This window comes from Sporosarcina sp. ANT_H38, from assembly GCF_008369195.1.
In the GTDB taxonomy this organism is placed as follows: Bacteria; Bacillota; Bacilli; order Bacillales_A; family Planococcaceae; genus Sporosarcina.
In genome coordinates this window covers 230,459-243,725 of record NZ_VOBC01000003.1, presented here as the reverse complement: position 1 = coordinate 243,725, position 13,267 = coordinate 230,459, and the positions used below count along the sequence as shown (strand labels likewise).

Here is a 13,267-nt window from a genome sequence, read left to right as displayed (position 1 = left end):
ACGTCCTGTCGCTGCAAAGAGGGATGAAGTTCAAACCCTTTCGACTGCATAACTTATATCCCTATAGACCTAAACCGTAGAAAAGGATAAGTACACATTGCACGCTCTTTAGAGAGGATCATCATCGGCTGTAAATGATCTGTGCCTCTGTAATGTGGAAATGCCCCTTTGAGTGCCGTGTCGAAAGTAAGTAGGCCGGACGCATCGCCAGCGTTATGGGCGTCAAGCGGGAAGGTAAACACCTTCCAAGTGGAGTGGAACCGCGCATTTAATGCGTCTCTGTCATTTATTTGGCGGGGACGTATTTTTTTATTTGAAAAACGGACCCGAGTATCTGGCCGCTGGAACTAGACAAGGATATCTAAGGAGGGAAACGAGTTGTTCCGAAGGATGAAAGAAGACGTTCGATGCATATTTGAACAGGACCCGGCAGCGCGTACTATTTTTGAAGTTGTTCTAACTTATTCAGGTTTACATGCACTATGGTCTCATCGAATTGCGCATGCTTTATATAAGCGGAAGTTGTTATTTATGGCACGGCTCGTTTCACAAATCAGCCGCTTTTTTACAGGTATTGAAATTCATCCTGGCGCAAAAATAGGACGTAGGTTTTTCATAGATCATGGAATGGGTGTTGTTATTGGAGAAACGTGTGAAATTGGCAACGACGTCACAATTTACCAAGGTGTGACCCTTGGCGGTACTGGTAAAGAAAGCGGTAAGCGCCATCCGACACTTCATGACAATGTACTTATTGCATCGGGTGCGAAAGTGCTGGGTTCCATAACAATTGGCGAGGGCAGTAAAGTGGGAGCAGGTTCAGTCGTACTGAAAGATGTCCCACCAGAGTCGACGGTTGTGGGCATTCCGGGGAAAGTCGTCATTTCGAACGGTGTGCGCGTGAAAAGTAAACATGATCACCGAGACATGCCGGATCCAGTTTCAGATAGATGCCAGAATCTTGAGGATGAAATTAGTGAATTGAAAAATAAACTAGAACAATTAGAGGTTTCCAAAGTAAAGGAAGGAGATTTATCATGACAATTCAAATCTACAATACACTGACGCGCAAGAAAGAGCCTTTCATTCCAATGGAAGAGGGGAAAGTGAAGATGTATGTCTGCGGTCCGACTGTTTACAACTACATTCATATCGGAAATGCACGTCCGGTTATCGCTTTTGATACAGTGCGACGCTATCTCGAATATCGTGGATATGACGTAACATTCGTTTCGAACTTCACAGACGTTGACGACAAAATTATTAAAGCAGCTAATGAACTTGGGGAAGAAGTAGGTGAACTGACTGATCGCTTCATCGAAGCATACTTTGAAGACGTCTCAGCACTCGGTTGCAGTAAAGCGGACGTCCATCCACGCGTGACCGATCATATCGAAGACATAGTCGATTTCGTGAAAGTACTAATCGATAAAGGGTTCGCTTATGAATCGCATGGGGATGTCTACTACCGTACGCAGAAATTTGAAGGTTACGGAAAGCTGTCTCAACAATCGACGGATGAATTAAAAGTCGGCGCTCGTATTGAAGAAGGCGTCAAGAAAGAAAATCCACTTGACTTTGCCCTGTGGAAAGCAGCTAAGGTAGGAGAAATCGCATGGGAAAGTCCATGGGGATTGGGCCGTCCGGGGTGGCATATTGAATGTTCAGTTATGGCAAGAGAACATCTCGGTGATACAATTGATATACATGCGGGTGGTCAAGATTTAACATTCCCACACCATGAAAACGAAATTGCCCAATCAGAAGCAATGACAGGAAAGCAGTTCGCGCGCTATTGGATGCATAACGGTTATATTAATATCGATAACGAAAAAATGTCCAAATCACTTGGTAATTTTGTTCTAGTGAACGATATCAGGAAGCAGATTGATCCGAAAGTACTTCGCTTCTTCATTTTATCCGTTCATTACCGGCACCCAGTCAATTTCTCACAAGATCTTGTTGTGAGTGCAGAGAACGGACTTGCGCGGATTCGTACAGCATATAACAATTTGAAACACCGTCTCGCGACATCCGCAGATCTAGGAGATCAGAAAGATATCTGGAATCATAAAGTGGATGAAATTAAAAACGACTTTGAATTGGCAATGGATGATGACTTTAACACGGCTAACGCTATCGCGTCGGTATTCGAATTATCCAAGCTGGCAAACGTCTATTTACTAGAAAAAAACACACAACCTGATGTACTAGAGCACTTCATCCACGTATTTGACGGACTACTAACGGTTCTTGGATTACCAATGGACGAAGAAGCAGGGCTGTTGGATGAAGATGTCGAAGCGTTAATCGAAGAAAGACTCGAAGCGCGCCGTAACAAAGACTTCAAGCGTTCGGATGAAATTCGTGATGAATTGAAAGCACAAGGAATTATCCTAGAAGATACTGCACAAGGCATGCGGTGGAAAAGAGGATGAGCAATGTGTATAACCTACGCGATATAGATGTAAAACAATTAAAAGCGTTGGCTCTTGCTTACATGGGTGATGCAGTGTATGAACGGGAGATCCGGGAGCATCTCCTTCGTTCAGGTCGTGTAAAACCGAATGTGCTGCACAGAGAAGCGACGAATTATGTCTCCGCGAAATCGCAGGCAGCTATACTTAAGACGATGCAGGCATCAGGATTTTTGACGGAAGAAGAAGAGGCGGTCATGAGACGTGGCCGCAATGCGAAATCTGGTTCTGTCCCTAAAAACACTGATGTCGTGACCTACAATTACAGCTCAGGATTTGAAGCGGTTATTGGTTATTTACACTTATTAGGAAGAACAGAGCGAGTACAAGAAATTATTGGTGAGTCAATCCGGTTCATCGAAATGCCAAAGGAGGAAGAATTAAAATGAATGAGCACGAACACGAGAATGATATCGAATCTGAATTAATTGGCGGGAAAAATCCTATCGTAGAAGCACTGCGCTCAGGCAGAGAATTGAATAAGATATGGGTTGCTGAAGGACTGAATATGAAGAGCATCGGTGAAATTCTATCGTTGGCAAAAAAAGCGGGAATAATCGTGCAAGCAGTGCCGAAACAAAAACTGGATGGTTTGCTGGATGTAAATCATCAAGGAATTGTTGCTTCGGTAGCCGCTTACGAGTATGCGGAGCTTGAAGATCTCTTCACTGTGGCAACAGAACGGGGGGAAGATCCATTCTTCCTTATTCTTGATGAACTAGAAGATCCCCATAATCTAGGTTCAATTCTACGTACAGCTGATGCGTCGGGTGTTCACGGAGTAATTATACCGAAACGTCGTGCCGTCGGATTGACAGGTGTTGTGGCGAAGTCATCCACTGGTGCAATCGAACATATCCCAGTTGTGCGTGTTAATAATCTTTCACAAACAGTAGAGGAATTAAAAAAACGAGGTGTCTGGATAGCGGGTACAGACGCTGCTAAATCGGTAGATTACAGACTAATGGATGCGACACTTCCGCTTGCCGTCATTATTGGAAGCGAAGGGAAAGGAATGTCCCGTATTTTGAAAGAGAAATGCGATTTCCTCTATCACTTGCCAATGGTTGGGCATGTTACATCATTAAATGCGTCTGTTGCAGCTTCCTTACTCATGTATGAAGTGCTACGCAAAAGACAACCACATACCTCTGGTAGATGAAAACAGATATACTCCTAGTCGATGGCTACAATGTCATCGGCGCATGGGAGGAACTAGGCGAGATGAAGCGGGAAAAGCTAGCGGATGCACGTGACCGCCTGATCGAACGAATGGCGGAGTATAAAGCGCATACTGGGTGGCGGGTCATTATTGTTTTTGATGCGCATCTTGTACCGGGGATTGAAAAAAAGAAACGGCATCACAATGTAGAAATTGTCTTTACTCGGGAAAAGGAAACAGCCGATGAAAGAATTGAAAAGCTTGTCTCTGAATTGAGAGGGCGACGCGTACAAATTCATGTAGCTACATCGGATTTGACAGAACAATGGGTCATTTTTGCACATGGAGCACTTCGAAAGTCAGCTCGCGAGCTAGAACTTGAAGTAAATAAAATAGAGGATCTTATTTCGGTGAAAGTGAAGGATATCCAAGGGCGGCAGCCGCTTTCACGAATCCCTTTAACTGACGAAGTTGCTGAAATATTTGAAAAATGGCGACGTGGAATGAAATGAACGGTTGACGTAAATTTTTCCAATACGGTATACTTGCTATATAATAGTGATAACGAACCGGGGTGATCCAGATGGTGGAGAAAACATACGTTGAGGGCAACATATTGGATTTCACCGGATTATCCGACGGGGAAGTCATAGCAATCATCCACGAAGGCAGCACAGATGCTCTAAATTTTCTTATTAGGAAGTATCAATCTTTTGTTAGATTGAAAGCTCGCTCATACTTTCTTATCGGTGGAGACCGGGAAGACATTATCCAAGAAGGTATGATCGGTTTATATAAAGCGATTCGCGATTTTAAAGAAGATAGATTGAGTTCGTTCAAGGCGTTTGCGGAACTTTGCATCACGCGGCAGATCATTACGGCTATTAAAACTGCGACAAGACAGAAGCATATCCCGCTAAATACGTCTGTATCATTGGACAAGCCTGTATTTGACGAAGAGTCAGACCGCACATTACTCGACGTAATCGCTGGACCAGTGTTGGATGATCCTGAAGGGCTTATGATTCACAGGGAAGATTTTGTTCAGATGGAAGATGAAATGAACAAAGTACTAAGCAGTCTTGAAAAACAAGTGCTGGCACTTTACCTAGACGGACAGTCTTACCAAGAAATTTCTGAGGAGCTGAACAGGCAAGTTAAGTCTGTTGACAATGCGCTTCAACGGATAAAGCGTAAACTCGAGCGTTATATGCAAATCGAGATAGTACGCTAATCATCCATTTTCCTCGTATTGACATCATGAATGGTAGATGGTACGATTTAACAAGACTATGAGAAGATGTTCAAGAAGTCCGGGGCATAAGGCGGCTTCGCTATTTTTCAACTTTCAACTCCGCTCCTCGCGCACTTAAACATGTGTTGCCTTGGCTCTTTTCGAATAGGAATAATGAGTCGTAAAGGGTGAGGGAATGTCTCAAAAAATTATTTTAAGTTGCGATACATGCGGATCACGAAACTATTCGGTGCCTGCACGTAAAGATAAGCCAACAGAACGTTTGTCACTCAAGAAATTTTGCAGGCATTGCAATACACATACTTTGCACAAACAAACTGCATAAAGTAGTTTGTTTGGGAGCAGAATCATACTTATATTCGGAGGTCTACGGTATAATGAGCAAGTTAATTGGTTTTTTCAAAGACGTTGTTTCGGAAATGAGAAAAGTCAGCTGGCCGAGACGCAAAGAATTGACACGTTACACAATTGTTGTTCTTTCGACAGTCGTTTTCATGGCAGTCTACTTCGGACTCGTTGATCTTGGCATTTCACGAGTATTAGAATGGTACCTTGCGTTATAATAAGGCAATATAAATATTCCCCTTGAAAAATATCCCGTCTGACAGTATGAACGGGATTTTTCGATTGTCTAAACTCCAGCTCCTCTAATCCGGGTGCTTGCGTTTTTATTTAATTGTAGGGAAAAAGGAGGGACGGACGTTTAGTCCTCGACATTATGGAGATGGAAAAAAATTGGTACGTTGTTCATACGTACTCCGGTTATGAGAACAAGGTGAAAGCCAATCTGGAAAAACGTGTTGAAACAATGGGTATGTCTGATAAGATATTCCGCGTCGTCATTCCGGAAGAAGAAGAAACAGATTTCAAAGATGGTAAAAAACGTACGGTCTTGAAAAAAACGTTCCCAGGTTATGTTCTTGTGGAAATTATTATGACGGACGATTCCTGGTATGTTGTACGTAATACACCCGGTGTGACAGGGTTCATTGGTTCATCAGGTGGAGGCTCGAAGCCTACGCCACTACTTCCAGAAGAAGTTGAGTTCATTCTCAAACAAATGGGCGTTAAAGAGCGTAAAGTGGAAATTGACTTCTCAATCGGTGAGATGGTTGAAGTACTTGAAGGACCATTTGCGCACTTCCAAGGTAAAGTGGAAGAAATCGATATGGACAAAGGTAAAGTTAAAGTATCTGTTGATATGTTCGGAAGAGAGACGAATATGGAGCTCGACTTCGAACAAGTTCAAAAATTATAAACAGTTACCTCTTGCGCATATCGCGAAATAGTGGTATCATTTCAAAGGTCAGACTGTAAACAAATGGTCTGGACGAACTATCAAATTCTACCGGCGCAAGTCGGCAGGCACATATGAGTGGGAGGGGCAACCCTATTACCACATCACGGACTTAAGGAGGTGTGTCTCGTGGCTAAAAAAGTCATTAAGGTTGTTAAATTGCAAATTCCTGCAGGAAAAGCGAATCCGGCTCCGCCAGTTGGACCGGCGTTAGGACAAGCAGGTGTGAACATCATGGGATTCTGTAAAGAATTCAATGCGCGTACAGCGGATCAAGCAGGTCTAATTATTCCTGTTGTAATTTCTGTATTCGAAGACCGTTCATTTACTTTCATTACAAAAACTCCACCCGCAGCAGTTTTGCTGAAGGTTGCAGCTAATCTTACAAAAGGTTCAGGTGAACCGAATAAAAAGAAAGTTGCTACTGTGAAACGTGATAAAGTTCGCGAAATTGCAGAACAAAAGATGGAAGATTTAAACGCGGCGTCAGTTGAAGCAGCGATGGCAATGGTTGAAGGTACTGCTCGCAGTATGGGAATCACGATCGAAGACTGATCATGATTTTATAAATCAATAATTGTTTGTAGTGGGGGTTGCGCTTGTTCTCCGGAGCACGCAACCCTTATTCGTGGGAGGTTTAACCCGTTAAAACCACAATCGAGGAGGAATTTTTAAATGGCTAAAAAAGGTAAAAAGTTCACGGAAGCTGCAAAGCTAGTTGAACATATGAAAGCATACGGCGCTACTGAAGCGATCGAACTTGCGAAAAAAACAAGTACAGTTAATTTCGACGCAACAGTCGAAGTTGCATTCCGTCTTGGGATCGACACTCGTAAAAATGACCAACAAATCCGTGGGGCAGTTGTACTTCCAAACGGTACTGGTAAAACTCAACGCGTTCTCGTTTTCGCTAAAGGCGAAAAACTTAAAGAAGCAGAAGCTGCTGGTGCAGACTATGCAGGAGATGCGGAATATATCGCTAAAATTCAATCAGGTTGGTTCGACTTTGACGTTATCGTTGCAACACCTGACATGATGGGTGAAGTAGGGAAAATTGGTCGCGTTCTTGGGCCAAAAGGACTTATGCCTAACCCGAAAACAGGAACAGTAACATTTGACGTAGCAAAAGCTGTAGCAGAAATCAAAGCAGGTAAAGTTGAATACCGTGCGGACAAAGCTGGAATTATCCACGCGCCAATCGGGAAAGTTTCATTCGACAATGCTAAACTTGCGGAAAACTTCGCAACTGTTTTTGATACTGTTCTTAAAGCGAAACCAGCTACTGCAAAAGGAACATACATGAAGTCGGTTAACATTACGACAACAATGGGTCCTTCTGTAAAAGTTGATCCTTCAAGCGTAGCAGTTAGTAAATAATATTGACAACTAGGTAATCTTTTGGTAAGATGACTTTTGTTGTGAATATAACCATTTGTACCGTAGACAGCAGGAGCGGCATGCCGCTTAAAGAATCCTGCCGAGGACAAGACGCTCTTTTTCTTTTAAAAGATGACGACTTTTCAGCCCTCAGTCTACTTTTGTAGATTGAGGGCTTTTCATATCGGTATAAGTGACCCAAACTTTTTAGGAGGTGTCCAAATGAGCACAGTATTAGAAGCAAAACAAGCAGTAGTTGGAGAAATTACTGATAAGTTAAAATCAGCAGCATCTGTAGTTGTTGTCGATTACCGTGGTTTGACTGTAGGTCAAGTTACTGAACTTCGTAAACAACTTCGTGAAGCTGGTATTGACTTCAAAGTTTACAAAAACTCGATGTCACGCCGTGCCGCTGAAGCTGCAGGACTTGAAGGGTTGAATGAATTCCTAACAGGCCCTAACGCGATTGCATTTTCAAACGAAGACGTTGTTGCTCCTGCAAAAATCCTTAACGATTTTGCAAAGAAAAACGACAAGCTTGAAATTAAAGCTGGCGTAATCGAAGGTACACTTGCATCAGAAGCAGACGTTAAAGCATTGGCGGAACTTCCGTCACGCGAAGGTCTACTTTCTATGCTTCTCAGCGTACTTCAAGCTCCGATGCGCAACTTTGCACTTGCTACAAAAGCAGTTGCAGAGCAAAAAGAAGAACAAGGCGCTTAATAAAGCAGCCTGAAATACCACTTGCGGGTTAAGCCCGACAAAAAAGAATATTAGGAGGAAATTATAATGACTAAAGAAAACATCCTTGAAGCGATCAAAGAAATGACAGTACTTGAACTAAACGACCTTGTAAAAGCAATCGAAGAAGAATTTGGCGTAACTGCTGCTGCACCTGTTGCAATGGCTGGTGCTGGTGCTGCTGCTGAAGAAGAGCAAACTGAATTTGACGTAATCCTTACTGCTGCTGGACAAGAAAAAATCAAAGTTATCAAAGCAGTTCGTGAAATCACTGGTCTTGGCTTGAAAGAAGCTAAAGAAGTTGTAGATAACGCTCCTAAAGCAATCAAAGAAGGCGTAACTAAAGACGAAGCTGAAGAAATTAAAGCTAAGCTTGAAGCTGTAGGCGCAGGCGTAGAAGTTAAGTAATTTTTTATTAATGAAGAAAAGCTCGTCGGATTTGGACGAGCTTTTCTTTGTTTTTTTATCTAGACTTGTGAAGAACAGGTCTTCTGAACGATAGTGTACGTTGACTATCTTCTTTTTGTGTTATAAGTCTCTATACGAGGGGGAAGACTGGTATGTCTGAACATTACTACTCGGAAAATCCGAAAGTTAAAAGTAATCCGAAAGAGTGGTCTGCGGAATTACGCAGAAAAACATTTCGATTTAAGACGGATGCTGGCGTGTTTAGTAAAGGTGAAGTGGATTTCGGTTCGCAACTTTTGGCTGAGACTTTTGTCTTGCCGGAAACCGATGGGTTAATTCTTGACGTAGGTTGTGGGTATGGTCCAATTGGTTTATCGATTGCCGCATCTTTTCCGGAACGGAGCGTTCACATGGTCGACGTGAATGAACGTGCACTCGCTCTTGCTGCGCATAATGCAAAACAAAACGGCATTTCAAATATAGAGATTTATCCAAGTGATGCATTATCCGGTGTCACGGCAGAGGGGTTTGCTGCAATTTTGACAAATCCGCCTATCCGTGCAGGAAAAGAGACGGTATTCAAGTTTTACGAAGGCGCTTTTTCGAAACTTAAAGTTGGCGGTGAGTTGTGGATCGTCATTCAAAAGAAACAAGGTGCACCTTCAACAATTGATTGTTTGACAGAGCTTTTTGGCAACGTTGAGACAGTCGTTAAGAAGAAGGGTTATTATATTTTAAGAGTCGAAAAAAATTGACTCGATAGTATCGATATGGTATTGTTATAAAATGCATAAATTATTATAGTGCGTTCGTATGCCCTTTTGCATGAATAATGGAAATGAAAGGCATACTGACAATGTATAAAAGTTGGTAAAACCGAAAATGAGCTCTTGCCAGAACTCGTTTTCTTTTTGTTTTTTTCGATATCATACACTATTTTTATGGTTTCGCAAAGAACTAATATTGTTTTATAAGGGGTGAAAGAGTTGACAGGTCACTTAGTTCAGTATGGTCAACACCGTCAGCGGAGGAGTTTCGCACGGATCAGCGAAGTGCTCGATCTGCCGAATCTGATTGAAATCCAGACGGCATCTTATGAGTGGTTCTTAGAAGAAGGACTGCTGGATATGTTCCGCGATATTTCTCCGATTCAAGATTTTACGGGAAATCTATCGTTGGAGTTCATCGATTACACTCTTGGGGATCCTAAATATCCCGTTGAGGAATCGAAAGAGCGTGATGTAACGTTTGCAGCACCGCTCCGTGTAAAAGTACGTCTCCATAATAAAGAGACGGAAGAAGTAAAAGAGCAAGATGTCTTTATGGGTGATTTCCCGCTCATGACGGAAAATGGTACATTCGTTATTAATGGTGCGGAGAGGGTAATAGTCTCCCAGCTCGTCCGGTCTCCAAGTGTTTATTACAGTGACAAAACGGACAAAAATGGTAAACGTGGTTTCGGTGCAACTGTTATTCCGAATCGCGGTGCTTGGCTTGAGTATGAAACAGATGCTAAAGATGTTGTTCACGTCCGGATTGACCGGACACGTAAGTTACCAGTAACGGTACTCCTTCGTGCACTCGGATTCTCATCCGATCAGGAAATCATTGATTTAATCGGTGATAATGAGTATCTGCGTAACACGCTTGAAAAGGACAACACTGAAAGCTCTGAAAAAGCATTGCTTGAGATATACGAACGTCTTCGCCCAGGTGAACCACCAACGCTGGATAGCGCGAAGAATCTTTTGTTCTCACGATTTTTTGATGCAAAACGGTATGATTTAGCAAATGTAGGGCGCTATAAGATGAATAAGAAGCTTCATGCACAAAATCGCTTGTTCAACCAGGTTGTCGCTGAAACACTTGTCGACCCTGAAACTGGTGAAATTCTGCTTGAAAAAGATCAACTCATCGATCGCCGTGCCTTGGACCGTCTTCTTCCGCATTTGGAAAAAGGAATCGGTTTCGAAGAGATTACGCATGCAAGTGGAGTTCTCGACGAAAAAATAACGATCCAGTCCATCAAAATTTATTCTCCGAAAAGCGAAGAAAAACAGGTAATCAACGTAATTTCGAACGCGTATGTCGATGATTCTATCAAGCATGTAACGCCAGCAGATATCGTTGCTTCAATCAGTTATTTCTTCAACCTTCTACATGGTGTGGGTAATACGGATGATATCGATCATCTAGGTAACCGTCGTCTGCGTTCAGTTGGTGAACTTCTTCAAAACCAGTTCCGTATCGGGCTTTCTCGTATGGAACGTGTCGTAAAAGAACGTATGTCCATTAATGATACTCAGTCAATCGTACCGCAACAGTTGATTAATATTCGCCCCGTTATCGCATCTATTAAAGAGTTCTTTGGTAGTTCTCAACTTTCTCAGTTCATGGATCAGACGAATCCGCTTGCCGAATTAACACATAAACGCAGGCTGTCTGCACTTGGACCTGGGGGTTTGACAAGGGAACGTGCAGGAATGGAAGTACGTGACGTACATTACTCTCATTACGGACGCATGTGTCCAATTGAAACACCAGAGGGACCGAATATCGGACTGATTAACTCGCTTTCTACGTTTGCGAAAGTGAATAAGTTCGGATTTATTGAAACACCTTATCGAAAAGTTGATCCTATTTCTGGTCGGGTTACTTCTAGAATCGATTACTTGACTGCGGATGTAGAAGATAACTACGTAGTAGCACAAGCAAATGCAATTCTTGCAGAAGATGGTTCTTTCGTTAGTGAAGGAGTCGTCGGTCGTTTCCAAGGGGATAACACTGTCTTTAAGCGCGAACAGATTGACTACATGGATGTTTCGCCTAAACAGGTAGTTTCTGCGGCAACAGCATGTATTCCTTTCCTTGAGAATGATGACTCGAACCGTGCCCTTATGGGAGCGAACATGCAACGTCAAGCAGTCCCTCTTCTCAATCCGGAATCACCATTCGTAGGAACTGGTATGGAACACATATCAGCACGCGATTCAGGTGCGGCAGTACTTGCGAAGTTTGATGGAGTTGTCGAACATGTTGAGGCAAGAGAAATTCGTGTTCGTCGTATTGAAACAGTTGACGGTAAAGAAGTGAAAGGCGACCTTACGATATATCGTCTTGAAAACTTTATTCGTTCGAACCAAGGGACATGTTATAACCAACGTCCAATTTGTAGTGTAGGAGATCGCGTTAAACCTCTTGATATTCTTGCAGATGGTCCATCAATGGAGCAAGGAGAGCTAGCGCTTGGTCGTAACGTCCTTATGGCATTTATGACATGGGATGGCTACAACTATGAAGATGCAATAATTATGAGCGAACGTCTTGTGAAAGATGATGTGTATACTTCGGTCCATATCGAAGAATACGAATCTGAAGCGAGAGATACGAAACTCGGTCCTGAAGAAATTACGCGTGACATTCCGAACGTAGGTGAAGATGCGCTTCGTAACCTGGATGACCGTGGGATTATTCGTATCGGAGCTGAAGTTCGTGATGGAGATATCCTTGTTGGGAAAGTGACTCCGAAAGGCGTAACTGAACTGACTGCCGAAGAAAGACTTTTACATGCGATTTTCGGTGAAAAAGCACGCGAAGTACGTGATACTTCCCTTAAAGTACCTCATGGTGCGGGCGGTATTGTTCTAGACGTGAAAGTGTTCAATCGTGAAGATGGCGATGAATTGCCACCGGGCGTTAACCAATTGGTCCGCGCGTATATTGTTCAAAAACGGAAAATTTCCGTTGGGGACAAAATGGCTGGACGTCACGGAAACAAAGGGGTTATTTCCCGCATCTTACCTGAAGCGGATATGCCTTATTTGCCGGACGGCACACCAATTGACCTCATGCTTAACCCGCTTGGTGTTCCATCACGTATGAACATCGGACAGGTTCTTGAAATGCACCTTGGTATGGCATCTCGTACCCTCGGCATCCATATGGCGTCCCCTGTATTTGACGGGGCGAACGAACAAGATGTTTGGGAAACGATGGAAGAAGCTGGAATGGACCGTGACGGAAAAACAATTCTGTATGACGGACGTTCAGGTGAAGCTTTCGACAACCGCGTATCAGTCGGTGTCATGTACATTATCAAACTGGCCCACATGGTAGATGATAAGCTCCACGCCCGTTCAACAGGGCCATACTCACTCGTCACACAGCAACCACTGGGCGGTAAAGCTCAGTTCGGTGGACAACGTTTCGGTGAGATGGAAGTGTGGGCACTTGAAGCCTATGGAGCAGCTTATACGCTTCAAGAGATTCTGACTGTGAAGTCGGATGACGTCGTAGGACGTGTGAAGACGTACGAAGCAATTGTTAAAGGTGAAAGTGTTCCACAACCAGGAGTTCCAGAATCCTTTAAAGTTCTTATTAAAGAACTTCAAAGTCTTGGTTTGGATGTTAAGATGCTATCGATTGATTTTGAAGAAATCGAATTACGTGATCTTGACGAAGACGATGATATGCAACCAACAGATGCTTTGAATCTTATAAAAGAAAATCAGCCTGTTTGATTTGCCTAGTGAATGATATAAATGAATTTA

15 protein-coding genes and 2 other annotated features are annotated in these 13,267 nt (G+C 43.0%); all 15 genes read left to right on the top strand.

Annotation, left to right across the window (positions count from 1 at the left end):
* Positions 1-68: 68 nt before the first annotated feature.
* Positions 69-284, top strand: a binding site (T-box leader).
* 94 nt (positions 285-378) lie between these two features.
* The 15 genes from cysE to rpoB all read left to right on the top strand — a co-directional run bounded on the left by cysE (position 379) and on the right by rpoB (position 13,237).
* A complete protein-coding gene (gene cysE, locus FQ087_RS16760; protein WP_149581736.1) occupies positions 379-1,041 on the top strand; it encodes a serine O-acetyltransferase in 663 nt (220 codons plus the stop codon).
* The gene (gene cysS / locus FQ087_RS16755) at positions 1,038-2,438 is read left to right on the top strand and encodes a cysteine--tRNA ligase (protein WP_149581735.1); all 1,401 of its coding nucleotides are present in this window, start codon (positions 1,038-1,040) and stop codon (positions 2,436-2,438) included. The genes cysE and cysS overlap by 4 nt, the downstream gene beginning before the upstream one ends.
* A complete protein-coding gene (locus FQ087_RS16750) occupies positions 2,435-2,866 on the top strand; it encodes a Mini-ribonuclease 3 (RefSeq protein ID WP_188006787.1) in 432 nt (143 codons plus the stop codon). The genes cysS and FQ087_RS16750 overlap by 4 nt, the downstream gene beginning before the upstream one ends.
* Positions 2,863-3,639, top strand: a complete 777-nt coding sequence (rlmB, locus tag FQ087_RS16745; protein ID WP_149581734.1) for a 23S rRNA (guanosine(2251)-2'-O)-methyltransferase RlmB — start codon at positions 2,863-2,865, stop codon at positions 3,637-3,639. The genes FQ087_RS16750 and rlmB overlap by 4 nt, the downstream gene beginning before the upstream one ends.
* Positions 3,636-4,151, top strand: coding sequence for an NYN domain-containing protein (locus FQ087_RS16740; protein WP_149581733.1), 516 nt, complete (start codon positions 3,636-3,638; stop codon positions 4,149-4,151). The genes rlmB and FQ087_RS16740 overlap by 4 nt, the downstream gene beginning before the upstream one ends.
* A gap of 71 nt (positions 4,152-4,222) precedes the next feature.
* Positions 4,223-4,873, top strand: a complete 651-nt coding sequence (sigH, locus tag FQ087_RS16735) for an RNA polymerase sporulation sigma factor SigH (RefSeq protein ID WP_149581732.1) — start codon at positions 4,223-4,225, stop codon at positions 4,871-4,873.
* Positions 4,874-5,069: 196 nt separating this feature from the next.
* Positions 5,070-5,219, top strand: coding sequence for a 50S ribosomal protein L33 (gene rpmG, locus FQ087_RS16730; protein ID WP_149581731.1), 150 nt, complete (start codon positions 5,070-5,072; stop codon positions 5,217-5,219).
* A 52-nt stretch (positions 5,220-5,271) separates the two neighbouring features.
* Complete coding sequence (secE, locus tag FQ087_RS16725; protein WP_149581730.1) at positions 5,272-5,457, top strand: preprotein translocase subunit SecE; 186 nt, start codon at positions 5,272-5,274, stop codon at positions 5,455-5,457.
* A gap of 161 nt (positions 5,458-5,618) precedes the next feature.
* Complete coding sequence (nusG, locus tag FQ087_RS16720; RefSeq protein ID WP_149581729.1) at positions 5,619-6,152, top strand: transcription termination/antitermination protein NusG; 534 nt, start codon at positions 5,619-5,621, stop codon at positions 6,150-6,152.
* A 168-nt stretch (positions 6,153-6,320) separates the two neighbouring features.
* Positions 6,321-6,746, top strand: coding sequence for a 50S ribosomal protein L11 (gene rplK, locus FQ087_RS16715; protein ID WP_149581728.1), 426 nt, complete (start codon positions 6,321-6,323; stop codon positions 6,744-6,746).
* A 120-nt stretch (positions 6,747-6,866) separates the two neighbouring features.
* Positions 6,867-7,568, top strand: coding sequence for a 50S ribosomal protein L1 (rplA, locus tag FQ087_RS16710; protein WP_149581727.1), 702 nt, complete (start codon positions 6,867-6,869; stop codon positions 7,566-7,568).
* A gap of 42 nt (positions 7,569-7,610) precedes the next feature.
* Positions 7,611-7,759: a sequence feature (ribosomal protein L10 leader region), on the top strand.
* 31 nt (positions 7,760-7,790) lie between these two features.
* Complete coding sequence (rplJ, locus tag FQ087_RS16705; RefSeq protein WP_149581726.1) at positions 7,791-8,291, top strand: 50S ribosomal protein L10; 501 nt, start codon at positions 7,791-7,793, stop codon at positions 8,289-8,291.
* Positions 8,292-8,357: 66 nt separating this feature from the next.
* Positions 8,358-8,717 carry a 50S ribosomal protein L7/L12 gene (gene rplL, locus FQ087_RS16700; protein ID WP_149581725.1) on the top strand — a complete coding sequence of 120 codons (360 nt, stop codon included), beginning with the start codon at positions 8,358-8,360 and terminating at the stop codon, positions 8,715-8,717.
* Between the two features lie 152 nt (positions 8,718-8,869).
* Complete coding sequence (locus FQ087_RS16695; RefSeq protein ID WP_149581724.1) at positions 8,870-9,472, top strand: class I SAM-dependent methyltransferase; 603 nt, start codon at positions 8,870-8,872, stop codon at positions 9,470-9,472.
* Between the two features lie 231 nt (positions 9,473-9,703).
* Positions 9,704-13,237, top strand: coding sequence for a DNA-directed RNA polymerase subunit beta (rpoB, locus tag FQ087_RS16690; protein ID WP_149581723.1), 3,534 nt, complete (start codon positions 9,704-9,706; stop codon positions 13,235-13,237).
* Positions 13,238-13,267: the final 30 nt, after the last annotated feature.

Excerpts from the sequence above, each read along its gene's own strand:
- cysS (WP_149581735.1), top strand. The coding sequence starts at position 1,038 with ATGACAATTCAAATCTACAATACACTGACGCGCAAGAAAGAGCCTTTC.
- FQ087_RS16750 (WP_188006787.1), top strand. The coding sequence starts at position 2,435 with ATGAGCAATGTGTATAACCTACGCGATATAGATGTAAAACAATTAAAA.
- rlmB (WP_149581734.1), top strand. The coding sequence starts at position 2,863 with ATGAATGAGCACGAACACGAGAATGATATCGAATCTGAATTAATTGGC.
- FQ087_RS16740 (WP_149581733.1), top strand. The coding sequence starts at position 3,636 with ATGAAAACAGATATACTCCTAGTCGATGGCTACAATGTCATCGGCGCA.
- sigH (WP_149581732.1), top strand. The coding sequence starts at position 4,223 with ATGGTGGAGAAAACATACGTTGAGGGCAACATATTGGATTTCACCGGA.
- rpmG (WP_149581731.1), top strand. The coding sequence starts at position 5,070 with ATGTCTCAAAAAATTATTTTAAGTTGCGATACATGCGGATCACGAAAC.
- secE (WP_149581730.1), top strand. The coding sequence starts at position 5,272 with ATGAGCAAGTTAATTGGTTTTTTCAAAGACGTTGTTTCGGAAATGAGA.
- nusG (WP_149581729.1), top strand. The coding sequence starts at position 5,619 with ATGGAAAAAAATTGGTACGTTGTTCATACGTACTCCGGTTATGAGAAC.
- rplA (WP_149581727.1), top strand. The coding sequence starts at position 6,867 with ATGGCTAAAAAAGGTAAAAAGTTCACGGAAGCTGCAAAGCTAGTTGAA.
- rplJ (WP_149581726.1), top strand. The coding sequence starts at position 7,791 with ATGAGCACAGTATTAGAAGCAAAACAAGCAGTAGTTGGAGAAATTACT.
- rplL (WP_149581725.1), top strand. The coding sequence starts at position 8,358 with ATGACTAAAGAAAACATCCTTGAAGCGATCAAAGAAATGACAGTACTT.
- FQ087_RS16695 (WP_149581724.1), top strand. The coding sequence starts at position 8,870 with ATGTCTGAACATTACTACTCGGAAAATCCGAAAGTTAAAAGTAATCCG.